Annotated in this window: 20 protein-coding genes and 1 tRNA gene; 16 read left to right on the top strand and 5 right to left on the bottom strand. The window is 52.6% G+C overall.

The annotated features are described in order from the left end of the window. Positions 1-97 precede the first annotated feature (97 nt). Positions 98-1,291, top strand: coding sequence for an elongation factor Tu (gene tuf / locus MUB23_RS05105; protein ID WP_244799264.1), 1,194 nt, complete (start codon positions 98-100; stop codon positions 1,289-1,291). 237 nt (positions 1,292-1,528) lie between these two features. Here tuf and MUB23_RS05100 read toward each other — a convergent pair whose 3' ends face one another. Together MUB23_RS05100 and MUB23_RS05095 are read right to left on the bottom strand one after the other, a co-directional pair. Further along, positions 1,529-2,893 carry a sensor histidine kinase gene (locus MUB23_RS05100; RefSeq protein ID WP_244799263.1) on the bottom strand — a complete coding sequence of 455 codons (1,365 nt, stop codon included), beginning with the start codon at positions 2,891-2,893 and terminating at the stop codon, positions 1,529-1,531. Continuing rightward, positions 2,890-3,567 carry a response regulator transcription factor gene (locus MUB23_RS05095; RefSeq protein ID WP_244799680.1) on the bottom strand — a complete coding sequence of 226 codons (678 nt, stop codon included), beginning with the start codon at positions 3,565-3,567 and terminating at the stop codon, positions 2,890-2,892. The genes MUB23_RS05100 and MUB23_RS05095 overlap by 4 nt, the downstream gene beginning before the upstream one ends. A 173-nt stretch (positions 3,568-3,740) precedes the next feature. Here MUB23_RS05095 and MUB23_RS05090 point away from each other — a divergent pair, with 173 nt between their 5' ends. The 5 genes from MUB23_RS05090 (at position 3,741) to MUB23_RS05070 (ending at position 8,045) form a co-directional block, all read left to right on the top strand. After that, positions 3,741-4,541 (top strand): PepSY domain-containing protein, encoded by an 801-nt coding sequence (locus MUB23_RS05090; protein WP_244799262.1) that lies wholly within the window; start codon positions 3,741-3,743, stop codon positions 4,539-4,541. A 48-nt stretch (positions 4,542-4,589) separates the two neighbouring features. Continuing rightward, positions 4,590-5,195, top strand: coding sequence for a PepSY domain-containing protein (locus MUB23_RS05085; protein ID WP_330641815.1), 606 nt, complete (start codon positions 4,590-4,592; stop codon positions 5,193-5,195). Between the two features lie 155 nt (positions 5,196-5,350). Further along, positions 5,351-5,815, top strand: a complete 465-nt coding sequence (locus tag MUB23_RS05080) for a PH domain-containing protein (protein ID WP_244799261.1) — start codon at positions 5,351-5,353, stop codon at positions 5,813-5,815. Positions 5,816-6,243: 428 nt separating this feature from the next. After that, complete coding sequence (locus MUB23_RS05075) at positions 6,244-6,669, top strand: Rrf2 family transcriptional regulator (protein WP_244799260.1); 426 nt, start codon at positions 6,244-6,246, stop codon at positions 6,667-6,669. A gap of 5 nt (positions 6,670-6,674) precedes the next feature. After that, positions 6,675-8,045 carry an FAD-dependent oxidoreductase gene (locus MUB23_RS05070; RefSeq protein WP_244799259.1) on the top strand — a complete coding sequence of 457 codons (1,371 nt, stop codon included), beginning with the start codon at positions 6,675-6,677 and terminating at the stop codon, positions 8,043-8,045. 10 nt (positions 8,046-8,055) lie between these two features. On the opposite strand, the gene MUB23_RS05065 is transcribed toward MUB23_RS05070, so the two are convergent. Next, positions 8,056-8,919 carry a class I SAM-dependent methyltransferase gene (locus tag MUB23_RS05065; RefSeq protein WP_244799258.1) on the bottom strand — a complete coding sequence of 288 codons (864 nt, stop codon included), beginning with the start codon at positions 8,917-8,919 and terminating at the stop codon, positions 8,056-8,058. Between the two features lie 184 nt (positions 8,920-9,103). On the opposite strand from MUB23_RS05065, the gene MUB23_RS05060 reads away from it, so the two are divergent. Then, positions 9,104-9,176: transfer RNA gene (locus MUB23_RS05060), tRNA-Ala, on the top strand. Between the two features lie 276 nt (positions 9,177-9,452). On the opposite strand, the gene MUB23_RS05055 is transcribed toward MUB23_RS05060, so the two are convergent. Both MUB23_RS05055 and MUB23_RS05050 read right to left on the bottom strand, forming a co-directional pair. Then, the gene (locus MUB23_RS05055; RefSeq protein WP_244799257.1) at positions 9,453-9,803 is read right to left on the bottom strand and encodes a sporulation initiation factor Spo0A C-terminal domain-containing protein; all 351 of its coding nucleotides are present in this window, start codon (positions 9,801-9,803) and stop codon (positions 9,453-9,455) included. A 236-nt stretch (positions 9,804-10,039) separates the two neighbouring features. Further along, positions 10,040-10,552 carry a ferritin gene (locus tag MUB23_RS05050; protein ID WP_244799256.1) on the bottom strand — a complete coding sequence of 171 codons (513 nt, stop codon included), beginning with the start codon at positions 10,550-10,552 and terminating at the stop codon, positions 10,040-10,042. A gap of 433 nt (positions 10,553-10,985) precedes the next feature. On the opposite strand from MUB23_RS05050, the gene MUB23_RS05045 reads away from it, so the two are divergent. From MUB23_RS05045 to MUB23_RS05005, 9 genes are all read left to right on the top strand, one after another. Beyond that, the gene (locus MUB23_RS05045) at positions 10,986-12,275 is read left to right on the top strand and encodes an L-cysteine desulfidase family protein (protein WP_244799255.1); all 1,290 of its coding nucleotides are present in this window, start codon (positions 10,986-10,988) and stop codon (positions 12,273-12,275) included. Between the two features lie 134 nt (positions 12,276-12,409). Next, complete coding sequence (locus MUB23_RS05040; protein WP_244799254.1) at positions 12,410-13,708, top strand: hypothetical protein; 1,299 nt, start codon at positions 12,410-12,412, stop codon at positions 13,706-13,708. Between the two features lie 852 nt (positions 13,709-14,560). Beyond that, a complete protein-coding gene (locus MUB23_RS05035) occupies positions 14,561-14,752 on the top strand; it encodes a hypothetical protein (RefSeq protein ID WP_244799253.1) in 192 nt (63 codons plus the stop codon). Positions 14,753-15,418: 666 nt separating this feature from the next. Then, entirely contained in the window at positions 15,419-15,679 is a 261-nt protein-coding gene (locus tag MUB23_RS05030; RefSeq protein ID WP_330641787.1) for a twin-arginine translocase TatA/TatE family subunit, read from the top strand. Between the two features lie 58 nt (positions 15,680-15,737). Continuing rightward, a complete protein-coding gene (locus MUB23_RS05025) occupies positions 15,738-15,914 on the top strand; it encodes a Sec-independent protein translocase subunit TatA/TatB (protein WP_244799251.1) in 177 nt (58 codons plus the stop codon). Positions 15,915-15,934: 20 nt separating this feature from the next. Then, positions 15,935-16,771, top strand: a complete 837-nt coding sequence (tatC, locus tag MUB23_RS05020; RefSeq protein WP_244799250.1) for a twin-arginine translocase subunit TatC — start codon at positions 15,935-15,937, stop codon at positions 16,769-16,771. 11 nt (positions 16,772-16,782) lie between these two features. Continuing rightward, positions 16,783-19,476 (top strand): cadherin-like beta sandwich domain-containing protein, encoded by a 2,694-nt coding sequence (locus tag MUB23_RS05015; RefSeq protein WP_244799249.1) that lies wholly within the window; start codon positions 16,783-16,785, stop codon positions 19,474-19,476. 191 nt (positions 19,477-19,667) lie between these two features. Next, on the top strand, positions 19,668-21,905 hold the full coding sequence (locus MUB23_RS05010) for a helix-turn-helix transcriptional regulator (protein WP_244799248.1): 2,238 nt from the start codon (positions 19,668-19,670) through the stop codon (positions 21,903-21,905). Next, positions 21,898-22,950 carry a TRAP transporter substrate-binding protein gene (locus MUB23_RS05005; protein ID WP_244799247.1) on the top strand — a complete coding sequence of 351 codons (1,053 nt, stop codon included), beginning with the start codon at positions 21,898-21,900 and terminating at the stop codon, positions 22,948-22,950. Before MUB23_RS05010 ends, MUB23_RS05005 begins: the two co-directional genes overlap by 8 nt. The last annotated feature ends 44 nt before the right edge of the window (positions 22,951-22,994 follow it).

The raw sequence follows: 22,994 nt of genomic DNA, 5'->3' as shown, positions 1-22,994 counted from the left end.
AGGGCTTATGCAATATAATATTGTACAGCCTGATTTGTAACCGAAATAAAATATGGATTGCCCGAAGGTGGGCTAAAATCAAGGAGGACATTCTAAAATGGCTAAAGCTAAATTTGAAAGAACTAAGCCCCATTGTAACATTGGTACCATCGGCCATGTAGACCATGGTAAAACCACTCTGACCGCTGCGATTACCTATGTTCTGAATAAGAGACTGGGTACCGGCGAAGCCGTTGCTTTCGATCACATCGACAAGGCTCCGGAAGAGAGAGAGCGTGGAATCACGATTTCTACCGCTCATGTAGAGTACGAGACCGAGAAGCGTCACTATGCTCACGTTGACTGCCCTGGCCATGCTGACTATGTAAAGAACATGATCACCGGCGCTGCTCAGATGGATGGCGCGATCCTGGTAGTGGCTGCTACCGATGGTGTTATGGCTCAGACCCGTGAGCACATCCTGCTGGCTCGCCAGGTAGGCGTTCCCTACGTAGTTGTTTTCATGAACAAGTGCGATATGGTTGAGGACGAAGAACTGCTGGAGCTGGTTGACATGGAGATCCGTGAGCTGCTGAACGAGTATGAGTTCCCCGGCGACGACACCCCGATCATTCAGGGTTCCGCTCTGAAGGCTCTGGAAGATCCGGAAGGCCCTTGGGGCGACAAGATCCTGGAACTGATGCACACGATTGATGAGTATATTCCGGATCCGGAGCGCGACACCGACAAGCCTTTCCTGATGCCTGTTGAGGACGTATTCTCCATCACTGGCCGTGGTACGGTTGCTACCGGCCGTGTAGAGAGAGGCATCATCCATGTTTCCGACGAAGTTGAAATCGTTGGCGTAAAGGACGAGTCCCGCAAGGTTGTCTGCACCGGCGTTGAGATGTTCCACAAACTGCTGGACGAAGGCCAGGCTGGCGACAACATCGGCGCTCTGTTGCGTGGCGTTCAGAGAAACGAAATCGAGAGAGGACAGGTTCTGGCGAAACCCGGCACCATCACTCCTCATCAGAAATTTACCTGCCAGGTCTACGTTCTGTCCAAGGACGAGGGTGGCCGTCACACTCCTTTCTTCAACAACTACAGACCGCAGTTCTATTTCAGAACCACCGACGTTACCGGTGTTTGCGAGCTGCCGGAAGGCGTTGAGATGTGCATGCCTGGCGACAACGTTCAGATGACCGTTGAGCTGATCCACAAGGTTGCTATGGAGCAGGGTCTGCGTTTCGCTATCCGTGAGGGTGGCCGTACCGTAGGCGCCGGCACTGTTGCTTCCATCATCGAGTAATCAGCACTTTCGCTTGAAGTGAATTTAGAAATCCCCTGTTTTCCGATTTGCGGAAACAGGGGATTTTTTTGTTAATCCAGCGGCCATATTGGAGCGGGCTTGCCGGTCTTTCATTTCTTTTTAGTACAGTGCCGCCGTAATATCAGGGCTCTGGTAATAGGAAATATGATTTTGTTTCATCTCTTCGATGTACCGGGTCCGGAAGGCGGTGGGAGTGAAGCCGATTGGAAGGGCGGCCTAATTTTCCCGCGGAATGCGGACTGTGAACGTGCTCCCTTCCCCAGGTTCACTGGAGAGCGCCACTGAGCCGCCGTGGGCTTCGGCAATCCACTTGACATAGGAGAGGCCCAGGCCAAAACTTCCTTCCGCACCGGAACTTTGTGAGCTGCCGGTCCGGTAAAAACGGGTAAAGATTTTATCCTGCTGTTCTTTGGGAATCCCCTGGCCGTCATCTTGAACCTTTAGGATAATCTCGGAATCAGCCGGAGCCGTCAGAGAAACCAGAACAGTCCCGCCCTCTTTTCCGTAACGGATCGCGTTGGAGATCAGATTGATCATCAGCCGCATCCATTGAATCTCATCCACCCAGGCGGTCAGATCCTCTGTGATTTCCGCGCGGATCCGGATTCTCCTCTTTTCCGCCGCCGTCCCCATTTCCTCGCAGATGCTTTCACAGAGCAGGGAGAGATTGATCTCTTCCTTTTGAAGGGCATTGGCGGCGTGAAAATTTTGAGAGAGCTCCAAGAGCTGCGCGGAAAGAGCCGACATCCGCTTTCCCTGAGTCTGAATGCTTTCCAGGGCTTTCCGGTATTCGTCGGGCGTACGGTCCTGGGACAGCGCGTAATCGCAGTGGGAGAGAATGACGGCAATCGGCGTCCGAAGCTCATGGGAGACGTCCGAGGAAAACTGGCGCTCATTCTCGAAAGCTCTTTGCAGGCGCGCAATCATCTGATTCAGCGTGACCGAAAGATCATAGAGTTCGTCTTTGGACTGATGCAGTTCAATCCGCCGGGACAGATCGTCTCCGGCGCTGATCTCGGCTGCGGCGCTCCGGATCTCTGCAAGCGGGGCAAAGGCGCGTTTCGTCACAAGCCATCCGCCCAGGACAGCGGTCAAAAACAGAACCGGGAGAGCGAACAATGCGATCTGGTGGACGAAGTGAAGGGCGGCTGCCGTATTGTCCATTAGATAGATGCCGCGGATCCAGAGGCTGGAGGCATCCGGATGGTGGACCAGGAGATCATAGACCAGCCAGGAATCCTCCCCATTGTCAATCGTCTGGAAGCTGTCGCTGGTCAAAGGGACCTGAGCGGGGAAACCGGAAGGGGTGCTGCCGGCCATGGGAGTCCCCTTGGGGCCGTAGAGCAGGATGTTGGACCCTTTGGCGTAGAAATTAAAATCCGGATCGATTTCGATGCGGTCTTCGTAGTAAGAGATTCCGTTGGCCGACTCCTTCACCGCCTTTTGCAATGTGCTTTCCGATATATTTTGGGCCGCGGTATCTGTGGTTAATAATAAAAAGAGTACCATCAGGGCGGCGATACCCAGCAGAAAGGTGGAGTAAAACAGGGAAACGCGGGTTTGGATGGACCAGTTTTTCATTTTTCTTCCCTCATCACATAGCCGGATCCCCGGATCGTATGGATCAGCTTTTGATCAAATCCGGTGTCCAGTTTTTTTCTGAGACAGCGGATATAAACATCGATCACATTGCTTCCGCCTTCGTATTCATAATTCCAGATGTGGTGTTCAATTTTCTCGCGGCTCAGCACGATCCCCTTATTCAGCATTAAATATTCGAGGATGGCGTATTCTTTGCTGGTCAAAAGGATTTCTTTTCCGGACCGCAGCACTTTGTGTGAATTCAGATCCAACTGCAAATCCGCTAAAGTAAGCAGACTGGAGCCGGAGGAATCCGCCATCCGCCGGACCAGAACCCGGATGCGGGCGGTCAGCTCTTCGAAAGAAAAGGGTTTGACCAGATAGTCATCGGCGCCGCTGTCTAAGCCCTCCACCCGGTCGGCGACAGACCCTTTCGCGGTCAGAAGCAGGACCGGCGTATTCTTTCCCTCCCGCCTCATCTGCCTCAGCACGGAAAGTCCGTCCAGCCGCGGCAGCATCAAATCTAAAATAACCACATCGTACTCCGTAACGGCCAGAAAATCCAACGCTTCCACACCGTCTGCACAGCAGTCAACGCTGTATCCCGCCTCAATCAGGCGTTTTTCCGTCAGAGAACGCAGGGAATCTTCATCTTCTACATACAGGAGTCTCATGGGGATCACCTCTTTCTTTTCCATTCTATCATATGTTTTTCCTTATTTTAAGGGGGAAATATGAAAACAACATGAAAGCAGGATGAAAAAAGAAGTTGGTTTTCTTCATCTGATATTCATCTTGGCTTGGTAAAGTTATGGCACAAAGAAAAACACAGACGGAGGGAAAATAGATGAAACGATTCTTATCAAAAAAATGGACTTGGGTGTTGGTGTTTGTTCTCGTGGGCGGGATTATTTTTGGCTCCCACGCCGTTGTTTCCGCGGCGGAGCGCAAGGAGGCGGAGAATACGGCCCGCGGCCAAGTTCCTGTGGATGCGGTTCTGGAGACCAGCGAGCGGGACGACGGGATGTATCAGTTCCAGTTTTATTCCGAGTCGGAAGGCATGGAGTATGAAGTGGAGATCAGCGAAAAATCCGGGGAAGTCCGTAAGGTAGAGACGGAACTTCGCGGCGGAACCGGTTCGAAAAGCGTTGCCTTGTCGGAAGACCAGATCAGAGCGCTTGTGGAGGAGCGCTATCCCGGCGCTGAGATTTCCTCTCTCCAGTTAGGAATGGACGACGGCTACTATTCTTACGAAGTCTATTTTCGCGCCGATGGAAAGTATGGCACGCTGGAATTCAATGCAGAGACCGGCGCTGTTTTGGAGAGCAAGGTGAAATTCGGGAATCCGATCGTTATTCCTTCCGAGGAGGGAAGCACTTCCGCGGAGACCTCATTTCTGAAAGAAGCCGATATCCGCTCCAAGGTGGAAGAAGCGTATCCGGGCAGTCAGATTACCATGTTGGAGATGGACCGGGAAGACGGGCAGTATGTCTACGAGGTGGAATTCCTGCATGAGGGTAAGAAATATGAGCTGACTTACAACGCTCTAAACGGCGAGATCCTGAAGCAGGAGAGTGAAGTGACCAATTGGGCGCCGTCGAGTACGGCGGCTTCGACAGAGACTTCTTCGACCGATGCGGCTGCGTAGCCTTCCCAGAGCGCAGGACAGCAGACGACGCCTGCATCCGGACAAGAGATCGGGAGCGAGAAGGCAAAGGAAATCGCGCTGGGCAAAGCTGAGGCGGCAAATGCTTCCATCACGAAGATGGAGCTGGAAAGAGAGCACGGCAGCCTGGTCTACGACGGCCATATGCGGGACGATTCTTACAAGTATGAATTTGAGATCGATGCGTACACTGGTGTTGTGCTGAAATGGGAGAAAGAGACGCGGAATCAGAATGCGGGGACTCAGCCCACGGCTTCCGACGGCGCCAGTACCATCAGCAAGGAAGAGGCCTCCTCGATCGCACTTTCCAAGGCTCAGGACAGCGGGGCAGAAATTGTCAGCATCCGGAAGCATCATGATGACGATCATTTGATCTATGAAGGCCACATGCGGGATCAATCCTGTAAGTATGAGTTCGAGATCGACGCTTATACCGGAACCGTTCTCGACTGGGATGTGGAGCATTGCGGGAATCATGGAAGCGAGACTCAGGGATCCGGGAATCAGACAGAAAGCAGCAATACTCATCACGATGAGTGGGATGACCATGACGATGATTACGACCATGATGACCACAATGACCATGACGATCACGACGATGACCATGATGATCACGACGACCACCACGACGACTGAGACGACAGGAGATTCATAAGAAAAGGGAACTTTCAGGCATCCGGGGAACGAAACAGCGGCCCGGATGCCTTTTCCCGTCCGGCGGCAGGAACATCTTGTAAAAAAGGCTGCTTTATGCTAAAGTGATACCATGAAAATATGGAGGGAGTGATTCCATGGGTGAAGAGAACCGGCAGGAGACGGAACAGAATACAGGGCTTGTCTGGAAAGACCGGAAGCATTGGATGTGGTTCCCGTTTTCCTTTACCAAATACCGGATCGAGGACGGAAGGCTGTATGTAGAAGAAGGCTTGCTGAAATCAGAGGAGAATGAATGCCTGCTGTACCGTATCACCGATATTTCCCTGGAGAGAACCTTGGCCCAGAAGATTTTTGGAACCGGTACGGTCTGCCTGACGACAAGAGATATCTCCGATAAGGTGATTTATCTGAAAAATATTGTAAACAGCAGAGAAGTGAAACAGATGATCAGCAAGATGGTGGAGGAATCCAGGGTACATACCCGTGTGGTTGGCCGTGAGATGTACGGGATGGGACAGGATGCCAGCCTTCATCTGGACGGCGGGATTGAATATGAGGATATGCCTCCCGGACCGCCGCCTGGGCCGGATGATATGTAAGCTGGTCGGCGGGTGAAGTGCGCCGGCCTGAAAAGGGCTGCCACAGAATGGAGAATTTCTACAAGATATACCCTTGGCTGTGATATGAAAGCCGATATCTTGTTTGAGAGGCCATTTTCGTGACAGCTCTTTTTTAATTTCCTCATCTGTTGTAGGAGACATATGTGCTGTTTGGCATACAGCGCTCCGTTCACTGTGCACATCCCTAGAATATTCGGATGGCTGCTGCCGCAAGTTTTTGATTTTCCGGTTGACAGAGCAAACTGAAAATGATAATATTACAGTATAAAAAATAATTGCAGAAAAGGCAAAGGACACCGCTGAAAAATTTTGGGGGTTCCACTGGAAAGGAACCGGATGAAACAATGCGGGAAAATCTCTCATGAAGATCTTGGCGGTGGATTCTTACGCGGAATAGAAGGAGAAACATGACAGGGGATTTTGGAATTGGGGTACACGCCTTGACCTACCTAAACCATAAACAATGCAGTTTGAACAGCGAACAACTGGCCGAGAATATTTGTACCAACCCGGCGAGGGTGCGGAAGATTATGGCGAAGCTCAGACAGGCCGGACTTGTGGAGACCAGGGAGGGCGGCGGCGGAGGCTACCAGTTTACGCTGGCGCCGGAGAGCGTCACCTTACGGCAGGTGGCGGATGCGGTGGAGGCTCGGTTTGTCAGCGGCGGAAAAGCCAGCGGGGATCCGGATATGGACTGCCAGATTGCATCCGGAATCGGAGCCGTACTGGATGAAATCTATCTGGATCTGGATGGTATTTGCCGAAAAAAAATGGAACTGCTGACGATTTTGGACATCGACCGGCGTATCTTTCAGAACGCCGAGAAAGGATGAAGTACATGAAACAGTACGACGCGATTATCATTGGATTTGGAAAAGGCGGGAAAACATTGGCCGGAGCCTTGGCGGCGGCGGGAAAAAAGGTGGCGCTGGCGGAGCGGTCGGAGCGGATGTACGGAGGAACCTGCATCAATGTCGGGTGCATTCCGTCGAAATCCCTGAAGACCAGCGCAGAACAGTCGAAGGGCCGGGGCGGCAGTTTTGAGGAAAAGGCTGCGCGCTATGCGGATGCTGTTGCCGAGCGGGAGCGGGTGACGACGATGCTGCGGGGTAAAAATTATCACAAGCTAGCCGGCCAGCCAAACATCGACGTGCTGACCGGAACGGCTTCCTTTACCGGCAAGAATACCGTGAAGGTTGTATCCGATGGCGGAGAAGAAGAGCTGACTGCTCCCCAGATTTTTATCAATACCGGATCCTCGTCCAGAAAACCACAGATTGAGGGCGCAGAAAACAGCCGGTATGTGTATTTCAGCGATGGACTGATGCAGCTTTCGGAGCTGCCCCGCCGGTTGGTGATCGTCGGAGGCGGGTATATCGGGATGGAGTTCGCTTCTATGTACGCGAATTTCGGCTCCGAGGTTACAGTCGTTCAGCGCGGCTCCACCTTCCTTCCCAGAGAGGATGAGGAGATCGCGGCGGCTGTTTTGGAACGCCTGAACCAGTTGGGGGTGCGGGTGCTGTTTTCCGCGGAACCGAAAAAGATTGAGGACCGGGACGGCTATGCCGTGCTGAGTCTGGATGCGCCGGAAGGTCCGGCCGCACTGGCGGCGGAAGCGATCCTTTTGGCCACCGGACGCGAGGCCAACACAGCCGGGCTGAATCTGAAAGCCGCAGGCGTGGAGACGACCGGACGCGGGGCGGTAAAGACGGATGAACATTTGCGCACGTCCAATCCTGCCGTGTACGCCATGGGGGATGTGGTGGGCGGCCGGCAGTTTACGTATATCTCGTTGGATGACTACCGGATTGTGAAATCCGCGGTTTTGGGAGACGGCGGCCGCACCACGGAAAACCGGGGGGCCGTGCCCTACAGCGTATTCCTGGATCCGCCGTTTTCACGGGTGGGCCTTACGGAAAAAGAAGCCAGGGAGCAGGGCTATGAAGTGAAAATCGCCAAGCTGCCTGCGGCGGCAATCCCGAAGGCTCAGGTTCTAAAGGAGACGGCGGGACTCTTAAAGGCGGTGATTGACGCGAAAACTGGGAAGATCCTGGGGGCCCACCTGTTCTGCGCCGAGTCCCACGAGATCATCAATCTGATCAAGACGGCGATGGACGCAGGACTGCCTTATCCGTTCCTGCGGGATATGATCTACACGCACCCGACGATGGCGGAAAGTTTCAATGATTTGTTCTCGGCGGTGAAGTAAGGAAAACAAACTATTTCGATTCCCAGCGCCCGGAGGCGCCGCAGGGCAGGATCAATTTAGTGGACGTGACCGGCAGCCCGATTTCATCGGCGGTTATTTTTCCTGAAAACCGGCGGTCCACTTCGATCCCCAGCAGATAGGAGAGAACGGCGGGGGCCAAGCCGGTGGTGTAGGAGTTGATCAGGAAAAAAAGAGGTTCCTCGGAGAGCAGTTTGGCACAGGACTGGACCAGAGAATGAATCGCCTCCTCGATTTTCCAGATCTCTCCTTTCGGTCCCCTTCCGTAGGAAGGCGGGTCCATGATAATTCCGTCGTAGTGGTTGCCGCGACGGATTTCCCGTTCCACAAATTTTATGCAGTCGTCCACGATCCACCGGATCGGGGCGCTTTCCAGGCCGCTGGATTTGGCGTTTTCCCTGGCCCAGCCGACCATTCCTTTTGAGGCGTCCACGTGGGTGACAGCAGCTCCGGCCGAAGCAGCGGCCAGAGTGGCCCCTCCGGTGTAGGCGAACAGATTCAAAACCTTAACCGGCCTTTTTGCCTTGCGGATCTTTTCGGAGAACCAGTCCCAGTTGGCAGCCTGTTCCGGAAAAAGCCCGGTGTGCTTAAAGCTGAAAGGCTTCAGCTGGAAAGTCAATTCTTTGTAATGAATGCTCCACTGTTCCGGCAGTTGAAAGAATTCCCACTGCCCCCCGCCATGGGAACTGCGGTGATAATGAGCGTTTGGTTTCCGCCAGCCGGGGAGCCTGCGCTCCGTGTCCCAGAGCACCTGGGGGTCCGGGCGCACCAGCACATAGTTTCCCCAGCGCTCCAACTTTTCCCCGCGGCTGGTATCTAATATTTCATAATCGTTCCATTGATCGGCAATCCACATCGCATTGATTCCTCATTCCAGCGGCCGTGACGGCCGCAAATTTTCTCCGAATAGTATAACTGATAATCGGAAAAAAATCTACCGGGAAAAGAGAGAAGGGGGAATTTTAGGAACCGGAAATTTTTGAAAAAAATGCTTGAAATTTTCAAAATATGTGTTATACTATAAAAGCTTGATTTGACACGGGGCATTGGCGAAGTTGGGATCGCGCTTGACTGGCAGTCAAGAGGCCAGGGGTTCGAATCCCCTATGCTCCAGGAAAATGAAAATCCGGACTCTGAAAGGAGTTCGGATTTTGTGCATTTTATACTCATACGTTAAAAGGCCTGCTGATTTTTGCGGGCTTTTTTATTGCACTCCTGCGCCGGCCCGTAAAAACAGCGGACTCTGGATTCCGCTGCGCTTGGGCAAACATCTCTGCTTCACCGCTATTTTTATGATTCCGCAGGAGATTTTTTAGGCATCGCCTATGAAATTATGGAGCGGCGTTCCTGCAAACGCCGCTTTCTTTTGTAAAAGCAGGTAGGAGAAGCTTATTGTTTTATTCTGCCGTCCAGCATGTCGGCGCAATATTGGTAGATATAGTAGATCAGCTCTCCAGGAGAAGGTTTTTCGTTCAGACGCCGTCTGGCGATTCCTTCCAAATTTTTTCGGTCCCCGTGCTCCCAGCAGTCTTCCACGGCGCGGGCGATATTGCGGGCTACGGTCTGAGGGGTGCTGCCCATTTCTTCGGCTATTTGCGGGTAAATGACGGTAGTCAGATTGCGGTCGGTTCCCCCGCTTTGATAGACCAGGGTGACAGCTTTGGTCAACTGCCGGTAACCGATTGCGGTGGGACGGCCGGCAATGCGGAGAATGACGGACTTAACTAATTTAGTGTACATGGGAATGTCTCCTTGTGTATCGTCTGTAGTTCCATTGTCGCTCAAAACGTAACGAAACAAAAGGATTTCGACAGGATTCGACAAATTAAAGTGAGAAAAAGGAAGAATTTGACTAATTATAAATCAATTCAAGAATGACAGGGAGAGAGAAAAGCCGGCGGATGATTTCTGCGTTCTATGGAAAAAGAAACAGAATGATCTGCCGGTTTTTATGCGCAGGAAGATTTACGGAACAATTATAAGGTTAATGTGGGAGCCGCATAGGTTCTTGCGGCCAGTTCGCTGTCGAGAAGATAGAGGCCTTTCGGATCGGAGCCGAAGAGATCCATCCGGGTGATCAGGTCTTGCGCCGTGGTTTCCTCCTCGCCCTGCTCCTTCACGAACCAGTCCAGGAACTGCATGGTTCGGAAATCTTTCTGTTCCTGAGCGGCGGCATAAATGGTATGGATCAGGCTTGTCACGTACTCCTCATGAGCCAAAGCTGCTTTTAAAGGAGCTTTCAGCGAATCCAGTTTCACATCGGGTTCCGCAATCGCTTTCAGCTGAACCCGGACGTTATTGTTCAGCAGATATTGATAGAACAGGAGGGCGTGGTCGCGTTCTTCCTGGGCCTGAACCCGGTACCAGTTGGCAAAGCCTTTCAGGCTTTTGTCTTCATAATAATTGGAGAAGTCCAGATACAGGTAAGCGGAAAAAAATTCTTTGTTGACCTGATCGTTTAGCAAATAAATGATTTTTTGATCCAGCATGGCAAATGCTCCTTCCTGAAAAGAAAAGGATTTTAGTTAAAGATAGCATTGCCTGGTTTGATTTATCTCATTCAAGGACTTACCGTTTGTTTCATAAAGGAAATCTCTGGCCAATCAAGGAAAGCCCTGCCGGCAGCCGCGTGTTTCTAAGGGATAATCGAAGTTGAGCCTAGACACCGGCAATACAGCTTTCGCTGCACTCCTCCCGGAACCGGCGGGACAATTTCAGTATAGCCCCGGCCGGCGAAAACTGCAAGGGAATTTCCGCCGGTCCGAAATGTGGATTCCAAAAACAACCGATATCGGTTATAATAAAAAATAGCTGCGAAGCAGATATTTTTGTCCAAACGGAGCGTAGCGGAGTTCGGACTTCCCGCCCTTTTTATGGAGCGACGAAGGAGCGCAATAAAAAATAGCTAAGGAGGAACGGAAGATGAACCGTGATAGTGAAACGTATCGTGTGTATATACAGATTTTAGAGGAAGAGCTGATTCCTGCAATGGGATGTACGGAACCGATTGCCATTGCGTACGGGGCGGCAAAGGCGAGGGAGACCCTGGACGGTCTTCCGGACCGGGTGCTGGTGGAAGCCAGCGGAAACATCATTAAAAATGTAAAGAGCGTGATCGTGCCGAACACTGGTGGCATGAAAGGGATTGAGGCCGCGGCCGCGGTGGGAATCGTGGCCGGGCAGGCGGACCGGCTTTTGGAGGTGATTGCGGAAGTGACGCAGCCTCAGCAGGAGGAGACCGCTGCCTTTTTGAAACGCGTGCCCGTCCAGGTGAAGAGCCTTAACAGCGGCCTTGTATTTGATATTTGGATCACCCTATGGAAGGAAGAGCATATGGTCCGGCTCCGCCTGGCGAATTACCACACCAATCTGGTCTATCTGGAGCGGGATGGACAGAAATTATTGGATTTGCCCGTAGAAGGGGAAGCGGAAAACGGGATGGCAGACCGGAGCCTGTTGAATATGAAGGATATTTTTGATTTTGCCGAGTGCGTGGAGCTTTCCGATGTGGAGGAGGTTCTGGACCGCCAGATTTCCTATAATATGGCGATTTCCCAGGAAGGGATGCAGGGCGATTACGGGGCGAACGTCGGCCGGGTGCTGAATGAGACCTACGGATCCCTGGATGTTATGTTTCGGGCAAAGGCGGCTGCGGCCGCCGCTTCCGATGCGCGGATGGGAGGCTGCAGCCTGCCGGTGGTGATCAATTCCGGCAGCGGCAACCAGGGGATTACCACGTCTGTGCCGGTGATTCTTTATGCGAAAGAGCTTGGCGTAGACCGGGAAAAAATGCTGCGGGCGCTGGTTTTATCCAATCTGATCACGATCCATCAGAAGCGGCGGATCGGGAGGCTTTCCGCATACTGCGGCGCAGTCAGCGCAGGGGCGGCTGCGGGGGCGGGCATTGCCTATCTGGACGGCGGGTCCTATCAGGATGTGATCCACACGGTAGTGAACGCTTTGGCCATTGTCTCCGGGATTGTCTGCGACGGGGCGAAGGCGTCCTGCGCCGGTAAAATTGCCGCGGCTGTGGATGCCGGGATCCTGGGTTACCGGATGTATCAGGCGGGACAGCAATTTTACGGGGGCGATGGGATCCTCTCAAAAGGAGTGGAGCAGACGTTGGAAAATGTGGGACGCCTGGGAAAGGTCGGGATGAGCGGCACGGACCGGGAAATCTTAAAAATTATGCTGGGAGAAAACGCAGATTAAGATTTTCTCTTGCCATCTCCGCTTTCCAGTGATACAATAACAAAGCGCAAAGGAGCAGACCGCCGCGGCGGTCTGTTTTCCCGTTATGTATGTTGGAAATTTGCCATATGGAAAGGGGTTAGGAGAGGTTCAACATGGAAATCAAAAGAAAAGGCGTCATTAAATTTTTTCTCTGTACCACAATCGGTATTGTCCTTTTTGCGGTCAACCTGCCGGGGATCGGGCGGCCGGCTTTTTCCGCCTTTGCAACTCTCTGTGAGGATGCTTTGGCTCCCATTTACCCCTGGATTCTGATGGCTTTCCTGGTGATATCCCTGACATTTACGGTGATGGGCCTGTTCCGTCACCCGTTGATCCGGAATACCCCGCGGTTAAAACGTACTTTTTATCGAAAAAAGATGCAGGCCGTGACGCTGTCGGTGGCTTTAGCGGTTGTCTTCTGCTATCAATTCCTCCCGGTGCCCTTTTTGAATGATCAGAGCGGCGCCCTGATCGATATGTGCGGCGATATGTTCATCTTTTTGCTTTTAGCCAAAATGACCCTGCCATTGATCAGCGATTTTGGCCTTTCGGAATTCCTGGAGGTGTATTTGCGCCCGATCATGAAGCCTCTCTTAAAGGTGCCGGGCTGCGCGGTGATTCATATGATGACCAGCAGCTTTGTCAGCGTTGCGGCCAGCACGGTAATGGCCGGGGAAGAGTATCAAAAAGGCGTCTATAACCGGAAGGAAGCCGTGGCTGCCTTGACCTGTCTGACGATTCCCACCATGTTTGTCACCATGCTGATCTGCAGCGTGGTCGGATTGGAGAATGAATGGTTTCATCTGTATGTGTATATCTTGGCCACCTGTCTTTTGGCTGGCATTATTGTGGTGAGGCTGTATCCGATCCGGAAAATTCCTGAAACATATGCGGTGGAGCCTCCGGCGCCGGAAAAAGAAGAGAAGGGTGGCAAATGGAAGCTCAGCCTGCGCCAGGCTTCGGAGCGGGCTCTGCGGATGCAGTATCATCCGGCAGACCATTTTCTCACCATTGTTTTGAGCATGATTTCCTTTATTCCTTATATCCTGGCTTGGGGAACCGTGCTGAAACTGATTTTGGCTTATACCGATATTGTAAATATCCTGACCTACCCTTATGGATTGTATTTGCAGCTCTTTGGCGTCGCGCAGGGCACGGAGGTGGCTCCGGTGCTGGTACTGAATTTCCTGGATGTGGTGATGCCGACGGTGGTGTTGTCCGAGGTGGCGGATCCCAGCGTGGTGCTCCGGATGCTCTGTCTCACCCTCAGCGAGATGGTCTATATTGCTCCTCTGCTGTTAACTTTGGCCTCAAAGGGCTTAAGCTCATTGAAGGAACAGATGGAAATCTGGCTGGTGCGGGTGATTGTGCTGGTGCCGTGCGCGGCCTTGCTCTATCCGGTATTCTATTAGACGGAAGATGTCGGGAGAGGAGGTCCGGAACTCTGGTAACATAGAAAATAAGAACATTGGAACTGCCCGGAGAAAAGGCTGCCGCAAAAAAATGCGGCAGCCTTCTTTTTCGTATCATGTATTGTAAAAGTTTCTTGAAGATGAAATTCAGGAAGTGTATATTTTTAACTCTAGATTTGTTTTGTTATTTGGATTCAAACGTCTATTCGATAGGCAAGCCTCCTTTTTTCTTTATTATCTGGAAATCAGAAATCTTTCGTTGGGAAAGCTCCACCCGGTCTGCGCTGCCTCTGAACCACGGTTACCTTCGGGGAGTTCCCCAAGGTCACATGTCTGTCTGTTCCCTGCGAAGCCGGAGGAATTCCCTCCCTTGCCTTTCCCTTCGAAGTACCGTACCGATTCAGGCAGCATTCAGAATCATGCGGAATACACATGACGCCAGGTTAGCATGTCGGCCCGCCGATACCTCTGGTGAGAAAATGGAAGGATTCCTTTTCCTTTGATGAGTCTAGTATATCTGGAAATTGTGACCATGCTATGGATAAAAGATGAGGAATTTCTAACAAAAAAATAACTTTTTTTGTGGTTTATGAAGAAAAACGAAACGAAAGATAAAGAAAACGGGGAGGTTAATTGCTTATAAAAGCATAAAGCGTGCCAAAAAACAAACAAATATTACTTAAATATCACAGCTAATTTTTTATAAATATTTAGGACAGAAAAACAAGCATATGAAGTGATAATTATATATATTTAATATTATAACAGAGAATAAATAAAGTTGACATATAAGTAAAACGGTGGTATCCTACTAACTGTAAAGAGAAGAGAAAAAGAAAAGGAGGCCTTAGGATGAAAAGAGAAAATGGAATGTTCACCCGGATTGTAGAGATGGAGGCCCGGAGATCTTGTAACAATTCCCATGGGACTGCCATGTCAAGGGAGAAGGGAATAAAAGCGCTGATACGCCTTGGCGGACAGCTGCCGGTGGATACCGGCTTTCCGGAAGGCGCTGTGATGAATCGAATGGAGGTCTTGTTATGAGAAAACAGAAAAAAGGGTTTCAACGTTTCCTGGAAGTACTTCAGGAAGAGGGCAGCAAAGCGGCTGAGGTTTATCTGGAGCAGGTCCGTTACAGAAAATAGAGTTTGTGTTTAAGAGAATTAAGGAGGTATCTGTGATGAAAAAGAATGAGAAAAAAGAAAATAAAGTGGTACGTATGATCAGCGAGAGCGCTCAAAGAGAAGCGGATGTGTATCTGGCGCAGGTTGGAATTGTTCGAAAATAAACAAAATTTAGGAGGATAGAAATGATGAAAAAGCAGAATAAGAAGAGCTTGATGGAGCGTTTGATGGAACGGGAGATGCAGCAGCCCTATGTTCTGGCCTATCTGGAACTGGCCGAGGCGCTGAAGAAATAAGCCGGCCGCAGGCGGAAAGACGCGCGGCGTTTGGAAAAACAAAGTCATCTTGCCTTATGTTTGTAATATCTCTCTCTACCAAGGGGCCGCCGCGGGAAACCGCGGCGGTTTCTTTTTTTGTTGCCAATTTTTGCGCTGGGAAGAATCGAATGAACAAAAATCTACCCAATGGCAAATATTTTCAATTAAAAAATCCGGAGAAAAAGAATTGGAAATATACAAAATTCTATTTTTCCGCTAAAGTGGCCTCATCATAACAGGCGCAGACGTGCCGGTGAGGAGGGATGCAGTTGAAAATCGGAACGACAGAGTTGATTTTAATCCTGGTGGTGGCCTTGGTCATCTTCGGGCCGTCCAAACTGCCGGAGTTGGGTAAACTGGCCGGACGGGCCATCGGTTCCTTTAAGAAGTACGTGAATTCTTACGAAGCCGACTGGGAGGACGAGGAAAGGAAGCAGAAAGAAAAGACAGCGCCGGTAAAGGCGGAGGCAAAGGTTGTGGAAGTGAAAGCCATGGAGACAGAAGGATCTGCGGTCCAGTCGGAAGCTTAAGATCCGCCGGAGGCAAAGGGGAAGAGTAAATGAAGAAAAGAAGAAAGGAAGTAGTAGGATGGGAAAATTAGGGACACAGGAACTTCTGATTATTTTGTGCATTGCATTGTTGATTTTTGGACCGAAGAAGCTGCCGCAGCTTGGAAAGGCAATCGGGAAGACCATCGGCAACTTTAAAAGAAGCAGCGCCAAGGCGGAAGCTGAGCCGATGGAAGAAGAACAGGCAGAAGCCTGAGCCCGCGGGTGAACGGCGGGATGAGCGCCCCTTCGAGAACCGGAGGGGCAAGTATTGCAAAGCGATTGGCTATGGTGGTGGCCGCGGTGAAACGCCGGTTGAGGATCGGCGCAGAGGAAGGGCGCATGTCCCTGGTTTCTCACCTGGCCGAGTTTCGGAAACGGCTGATCGTCTGCGCCGGGACATTGATCCTCGCAATGCTGGCTTGCCTGAGCCAGGCGGAATGGGTTGCGGATCAAATGATAAAAAAGGCGCAGGGGTTCCAGTTCGTTTACATCTCCCCGACGGAGCTGGTTCTTTCTTATTTAAAACTGGCTTTTCTGGGAGGGATTGTCCTTGCGTTTCCGGTGATCCTGTATCAACTGTGGCGGTTTATCCGGCCAGGCCTTCGGAAGAAGGAACGCCAGGCCGGGCTGGTGATCCTGACTTTAGGGCTGGCGCTGTTTGTGGGCGGGGCGGTATTTTCTTTTCAGATTGTTATGCCCATTGCACTGAAATTTTTATCCGGCCTCAACGCCTCCCAGACAATCTCCCCGATGGTATCCATCGAAAGTTATATCAGCTTCATGATCACGACGATGGTCACGTTTGGGCTTGTGTTTGAACTTCCCATCGTCACGATTTCGCTGACCAGAATCGGACTTCTGGATCCAAAGCTTTTAAGAAAGCAGCGGAAATATATTGTATTGGCCATTTTCATCGTGGCAGCCCTGATCACACCTCCGGATGTGACTTCACAGGTGCTGGTCGCGTTTCCTATGATGCTGCTGTTTGAGATCAGCCTCTTTCTGTCGGATCTTTTGTTCCGGAAGAGAAAAAAGCGGATGCAGGAAGAAAATGAAGATGAGATGAGTTAGGAGGAATTTGCATGAAGGAAGAAACGAAAATGCAGCAGGCGGACGGACTTCCGGGCGGGCCGGATCTGACAAGACGGCAGTTCGTCAAGGGCCTGGCCATGGGAGCGGCCACTCTCAGCCTGGCAGCGATCCTGCCCGGATGCAGCAGGGCGGTTTCGCAGACCAGCGAAGAGACGGCGGCAACCGGGACGGAACCGGCGACTACGGCCTCCGCAGCGGACAAGACGCCGGAGGGGGGCATTTACATCGAGGGCGGAGATGTGAATATGAACGGCCAGACCTATACTCTGGAGTTCATCCAGCCAGTCAAGCTGACGGCGGTCGTGGACGGCGTTACCCAGACAGAAGGAACCTGGCGGACCAGCAACAAGCATCTGGTCTCGGTGGACCCGGACGGAACCATTCTGATGCGGGACGGCGTGGGCGGTTATGATGTGGAGGTCTCTTGGAGCCTGGGTGATATCAGTTATCAGGTTATGTTCCACACCGGCCAGACGGCGGGCGGACACTCTCTCGAAGTGGACCGGCCGATGACCCGCGGGGACTTTATGATTCGCCTCGCAAACTACTTCGGCTGGTATCACTATAACGGGGTCATGGATGATGGAACCGATATCGACGAAGCCGGAAATATCCTGAAAGAAGAGCGGGTCAGGAACTACCACGACGTGACGGGCCGCAACGACTACGTGAAACCCATCGAGTGCGCCCTGGATATGGGAGTTTTGAAGGCCGAGTCCCCGGAGGACTGCTTTTATCCGATGTCGGCAATGACGAGAGAAGATGCCGCGGTGATCCTCTGCCGCGCGTTCCTGATGGATGAGCTGGAGGACGACTATCTGGCAGCTTTCAGCGATGCGGATAAGATCAGCAAAGAATGCTATTCGGCCCTGAATATCCTGGTGGGACGGAATTTCCTGCGGGGCCGGACAAACAAGACCATCAACCCGACCGACGGCATTACCGACACGGAGGCGCGGATTTTGATTGAATCCATCGACAAGCGGGTGGCGGCGCCGGTCTGGGCGATGCCGGTTTCCCTCAGAAAGTTTGTCCGCTGCCGCCCGATCTGGTTTACCGCCACCGAGCAGGCGACGGTTCATTGGCGCTGCCGTGCCTTCAATATTTCCCATGAAGCCATGAAAGGGCTGTTCATCGGGGACCGGGGAAACGGCGTGGTTCTCAGCGATGAGTGGGGAGAATGGACGGACTACATCCCCGGCTATTCCACAGATCCAATGTTCGGGCTCAACAATAACAAAGATTTTCCCTACGATAACGTTTATTTCTGCGTGGAGGTGGAAGCTTACGCCACCAGGGAAGGGCTTCTGGACAGCCCGGTTTCCCGATTTATCTGGCGCATCGACCGCCCGGCGTGGCACGATTTCGCGATGGACAAGCTTCACGAGGGAACAGACGACTATCCGACGGTTTACCGGTTCTTTGATAATTTCCAGGCCGCAGCCTACTATATTGAGGGCAGCAAGATGGGAATCCTCTATGACGGCCTGATGCCGACCAACACGTCGACCTCCCTGATCGACCAGGTGCGCGAGCTGGCGACTAAGCCTTTTGTCTTTGTGCTGGGCCACAACCATCCGGATCACAAGGGAGCGATGGCCAGCGCTTACCGGGACGGCCTGGACGTCTACCTGTGCGACCGGGTCGGACCTGTGGACGGGGAGTGGAGTATCGAAGTTTACGCCAAGGACTACACCAGCGGGAACCCGGTGATCGATTCGACGGAGACCGGAACCTACAGCGGAAGCACGATCCATGCTGCGAAAGAAGGAGACGTGCTGGATCTTGGGAACTGTCAATTTGAGTTTTATCAGCTGCCCGGCCATGAGGACGGAATGCTCTTGCTTTACGACAGAAAGCACGGCTTGCTGTTCTCGTCGGATATCTACGGGGTAAACCGGTACTGGGTGGCGGATCAGTTCGCCGCAAGAGGCGTGCGCCAGGATCTTCTCCTGTCCCTGCATCAGCAGTTGATGGAGGAATATGCGAAGGACGGCGGGGAAGTCAAGGAACTTTACACTGGCCACAACCGGATCGGAGTCGGCGCGGATTATCTGATGGTCTGGGAACAATGCCTCCAGAATCTGGTGAACTATGGTCCGGATGGTATTTCGGATGACCGGCGGGGCGACGGCGCTCTGGTGGCCAAGGACGGAAACAGTTTCGATACACTGAACTGGACCGCATTTGCCGTGGCCGGCAAACAGGTGGTGGCGGAATACACCGGACAGTACGACGGCAGAACGTTCCGCCGCATCGAGCTGGACAATACCGGCGAGAATGATACGGTCGAGAGCAATCTGTATTTTGATTACCGGACCAACGCGCATCTAAGCAATGTAACCTTTGAGGACGCGGAGCTTGTCGGTCATGACTTTAAGTACAAGGCCGGACAGGAGACGGAGAATGAGATGCTCCCGGACGGACGTTTGAAGTATGCGATCCCCGGAAAATTTGTCCCTTATGAGTATGAATACGATGTAATCGTAGGATCCCTGCAAGGAACCGTCACCCTTACACCGGTCGCTATGTCGGACCGGATTGCAGGAATGACGGTGAATGGGAAAAACGCTTCCAGCCGCTGCCCGGTAACGGTTTCAGCCGGTTCTCCCGCCGTGGTCGTGATCACTGGGCCGGATCAGAGCACAACGGAAACGTATACCTTCCGCTTTCGCACCGCTTAAATAAAACGGATTCAAACGTGTCAGCCTGAGAAAGAATTTCTTTGAGGTATTTGGATCCCCCGGAACGAGCTGCCGCCGTTTCGGGGGTCCTTCGCATATTTCGCTTTTTTTGCAAAGATTTTTTTGATATAATGTTGTCAGAATGTAATTCGGTGACAGAGGATCGAAAAAGGGAGAGGTTAGGGTGAAAAATGAAAAAAGCACATTATCCGTTCCGGTTTTCCAGCATGTTTGGACAGACCTTGCTGGTGCTGCTCGCACTGACGCTGGTAATCGGTGCTTTTTTTTATCACTTTGTGAGCAGGCTGTATGAAAGACAGTATGTGGAAAAGCAGGCGGACATCCGATTTTCCTGGATGAAAGAGATTGGATCACGGGCGGAGCAGGTGTTTTCCGCCGTGTCGGCCAAGATGGAGACGCTTTTGGGAACCCAGGATTGCAGCCGCCTTTTGGTGGCGGGAGAAGAGCTGCTTCAGCCTCAGACGTTAAATGTGATTCAGGAGCTGGCTGGGTTCACGGCCGGGGATGAAGGGGTGGAGAGCGCCTGGCTCTATCTGCCCTATGCCCGCAAGGTGCTTTCCTCCGACCGGACAGTGATGGAAGTGGAAAGCGGGTTGGACTCGGTTTATTTGGAAAAAGAGACCGGGGTTGTCGTGAAGGACGGCGCAGTCTATTACCGAAAAGCCTATCCGGAGTCCAAGCCCCTTGGCGTGATGACGGTCCGCCTGAACTCCACGGCCATCTACCGCAGCATCCGGCAGGATGGCCTGGTCTACGGAGGCAGTGCCGTTTACATCTACGACGGAGGCGGGGAGCCGGTATTTCCCAGTCTCCTGGTCTATCCGAAAAGGGAAGAACTCCTGGTCGGGCCGGAGCAGTCCGAGGAGGGCGGAAATGCCGTCTATCCGGCTGGAGACGGATATTTTCTGGTCAGCCGCTCAGAGGCAACCGGCTGGATTTTTTTGCAGCGGATGGAAGCGATCACGGTGATACCGGATGCTTCAGATCTTCTAAAGGCGCTGGGAACTTATGGGCTGGTGGCCCTGGGACTTTTGCTCCTGGCTTCTTATTATCTGATTTTGCGGATTTACCGTCCTTTCCGCCAGCTGCTGCTGTCTTTGATCTCCCGGAGCAGACGGGAGGGAGAGGAAGAATTTGCGGTCAGCGATTCCAGCGAGTGGGAATTGATTCAGGATATTGCCACCGATCACTCGGAACAAAACGCCAGATTCCGGGCGATCCTGCAATCGGTGGGAGAATCTTTGAGTGAAAATATGTTTGCGCGGCTATTGAGCGACCGGGAGTGTGATGCGGGGATCGTGCGGGAGACTATGGAACAGATTGAAAGCCCCTTCCCGCTGGACGGTGAGTATCTGGTTTTGGAATTTCGTTTTTGGCCCAAGGAGAAGGAGGGCGGCGGCCCGGTGGACGCCGAGCTCTACGGCCTTCAGCTGACCCGTGTATGTCAGGAGTTCTGGGAGGAGAAGTATCTCGGACAGATGGTCGGGATTCAGGAGGGGGAGAAGAGCCTGATCCTCTGTCCCCGTCAAAAGAAGTCGGAGACCATGTTCTGCCGCGAGGTGGAACTCTTTCGAAAGTTTTTGAACCGGAGCCTGGACTCCCAGCCTTTTGCATTCGAGATGGGGAGCAGCGGCCTGTGCGGCAGTCTTTTTGAGCTCTGGGAACTGCGCAGGCAGGCAAGGGAGGAGCTTCAGCAGAGGATCTATTACTCGGAGAAAGAAAAGCAGAGGCAGGAGGAATCTTCCGTGGTCATTCAGGAATATCGAAAGGCGGCGGACCAGATCTTGCAGCCGTTTCTGCGGCGGCCTGGAAAGGAAAATCCACTGGAGGGGGTTTTGATGCGGGCGGCAAAGGAACGCCCTGGACAGGCTCTTTTGATTTACCGGGCGCTGGGGGATCTTTTCATCGAAAAGATGGTGCAGCTGCGGGCGCCGATCTCCGATCATATGCGGCTTCTCCGGAGAAAGCTGGAGCAGGCGGATCCAAAGGACGGCGTGCCGGAAGACACCGTAAACGACTTTTTCTCAGAGGGCGTCGAAGTTCTCCGGCGTGCCGGCCGGAAGGAACAGTATGCCCATATTGAGGAGGCGAAGCGCTGGATCGAAGAGCAGTATTTCGACAGCTCTCTGTCGTTAGAAAGCATCGGAGAGCAGCTGGGACTGACAGCCCCCTACCTTTCCCGCCTGTTTACGGAGTACCAGCCGCCCGGTTTTCTGGATTACTTGAACCGCTGCCGGCTGGAACGGGCGAAACAACTGCTGGAAGAGACCGACTATAATATAGGAGAGATTGGCTTTAAAACCGGTTTTAATTCTTCTCAGAACTTTATCCGGGTATTCAAGCGTTATGAGGGGGAAACGCCCGGCCAGTTCCGGCAGCGCCGGAAGGAGGAGGCAGAACATGCGTAAAAAGATGGTAGGCGCCGCGTTTCTGGCGGCAGTCCTATTGGGGACAGGCTGTGCCGGGGCTTCCGGAGAAACATATCTGTTTGACGCCATTCAGAAACAGACAGAAACGCGGGCGGAGCTGCCGGACGGCGGCAGGGTGATTCTCCTGACCCATTCCATGCCGGAGAGCAGCGCGGCCCACCGGGTGGCGGAGAAGTTTAAGACACTCTTAGAGGAACGGTCGGGCGGTCATTTCCGGGTGGATATTTTTCCGGACGACACGTTAGGCTATGTGACGGACAATGATGCCGCTTTGATCAATGGCTCCATTGAAATGAGGATTGGAGCCGGTGGAACCCTTTCGGTGATGACGATGCTTTGGGCTCCGACTTTGTCTCGCCTGTCTCTGCCGGAGATCGCGGATCTCTTGCAGGAGGGAGAGATTCGCCGCATCATGGAGAGGGAGTGTGAAGAGAAGGGGACGAAGCTGCTGGCGGCTTTTCCGCCCCAGTACCGGGTGGCCACCAGCAACGTGAAAGTGCAGAGCTTTGAGGATTTCTCCCGGCTGACCATGCGGATTTTCTCCTCCAATGCGACGGAGGGCCCTTACTGGCAGTCATTGGGGGCGAAAACGGCAGTTTATGATATCCACCAGGTTTTTGCGGCTCTGCAGCAGGGACTGGTGAATTCCCAGGAAAATACTCTGCCCATCATTGTCAGCAGCGGGATTCACCGGCAGCAGCGCTACCTGCTAAAGACCAACCATAAAATTTACTTTGATTGTATGTTGATGGGAAAAGAATTCTATGATCTTTTGGATGCGGACGAGCAGGCCCTGCTGAACGAAGTGGCGGCCGAGACGGCGGATTACGCCGCTGAGATGGACGAGGCGGAACAGAAGCGGTGCGAACGGACGCTGGAAGCGGCGGGAGTAGAGAGCCTGGAGCTCTCGGAGGAACTGCGTGAACAGATGCGAGAGGCCGCAGGCCCTGTGGTGGAGGCAGCTCTGCGGAGCCAGTATGGGGATGATAAGATGGACCGTATTTTATCCGTTTTGACGCCGTAAAATGCGCTGCGGCCGTATTTTGGATATTCGAGGAGAGAAAAAGA

It is taken from the genome of Cuneatibacter sp. NSJ-177, from assembly GCF_022867805.1.
Lineage (GTDB): Bacteria > Bacillota > Clostridia > Lachnospirales > Lachnospiraceae > Pseudolachnospira.
This window is presented reverse-complemented; position numbering and strand designations above follow the sequence as displayed.

What these genes read in the sequence shown, in the direction of transcription:
- tuf (WP_244799264.1), top strand. Translation starts at nt 98, where the DNA reads ATGGCTAAAGCTAAATTTGAAAGAACTAAGCCCCATTGTAACATTGGT.
- MUB23_RS05100 (WP_244799263.1), bottom strand. Translation starts at nt 2,893, where the DNA reads ATGAAAAACTGGTCCATCCAAACCCGCGTTTCCCTGTTTTACTCCACC.
- MUB23_RS05095 (WP_244799680.1), bottom strand. Translation starts at nt 3,567, where the DNA reads ATGAGACTCCTGTATGTAGAAGATGAAGATTCCCTGCGTTCTCTGACG.
- MUB23_RS05090 (WP_244799262.1), top strand. Translation starts at nt 3,741, where the DNA reads ATGAAACGATTCTTATCAAAAAAATGGACTTGGGTGTTGGTGTTTGTT.
- MUB23_RS05080 (WP_244799261.1), top strand. Translation starts at nt 5,351, where the DNA reads ATGGGTGAAGAGAACCGGCAGGAGACGGAACAGAATACAGGGCTTGTC.
- MUB23_RS05075 (WP_244799260.1), top strand. Translation starts at nt 6,244, where the DNA reads ATGACAGGGGATTTTGGAATTGGGGTACACGCCTTGACCTACCTAAAC.
- MUB23_RS05070 (WP_244799259.1), top strand. Translation starts at nt 6,675, where the DNA reads ATGAAACAGTACGACGCGATTATCATTGGATTTGGAAAAGGCGGGAAA.
- MUB23_RS05065 (WP_244799258.1), bottom strand. Translation starts at nt 8,919, where the DNA reads ATGTGGATTGCCGATCAATGGAACGATTATGAAATATTAGATACCAGC.
- MUB23_RS05055 (WP_244799257.1), bottom strand. Translation starts at nt 9,803, where the DNA reads ATGTACACTAAATTAGTTAAGTCCGTCATTCTCCGCATTGCCGGCCGT.
- MUB23_RS05050 (WP_244799256.1), bottom strand. Translation starts at nt 10,552, where the DNA reads ATGCTGGATCAAAAAATCATTTATTTGCTAAACGATCAGGTCAACAAA.
- MUB23_RS05045 (WP_244799255.1), top strand. Translation starts at nt 10,986, where the DNA reads ATGAACCGTGATAGTGAAACGTATCGTGTGTATATACAGATTTTAGAG.
- MUB23_RS05040 (WP_244799254.1), top strand. Translation starts at nt 12,410, where the DNA reads ATGGAAATCAAAAGAAAAGGCGTCATTAAATTTTTTCTCTGTACCACA.
- MUB23_RS05035 (WP_244799253.1), top strand. Translation starts at nt 14,561, where the DNA reads ATGAAAAGAGAAAATGGAATGTTCACCCGGATTGTAGAGATGGAGGCC.
- MUB23_RS05025 (WP_244799251.1), top strand. Translation starts at nt 15,738, where the DNA reads ATGGGAAAATTAGGGACACAGGAACTTCTGATTATTTTGTGCATTGCA.
- tatC (WP_244799250.1), top strand. Translation starts at nt 15,935, where the DNA reads ATGAGCGCCCCTTCGAGAACCGGAGGGGCAAGTATTGCAAAGCGATTG.
- MUB23_RS05015 (WP_244799249.1), top strand. Translation starts at nt 16,783, where the DNA reads ATGAAGGAAGAAACGAAAATGCAGCAGGCGGACGGACTTCCGGGCGGG.
- MUB23_RS05010 (WP_244799248.1), top strand. Translation starts at nt 19,668, where the DNA reads ATGAAAAAAGCACATTATCCGTTCCGGTTTTCCAGCATGTTTGGACAG.
- MUB23_RS05005 (WP_244799247.1), top strand. Translation starts at nt 21,898, where the DNA reads ATGCGTAAAAAGATGGTAGGCGCCGCGTTTCTGGCGGCAGTCCTATTG.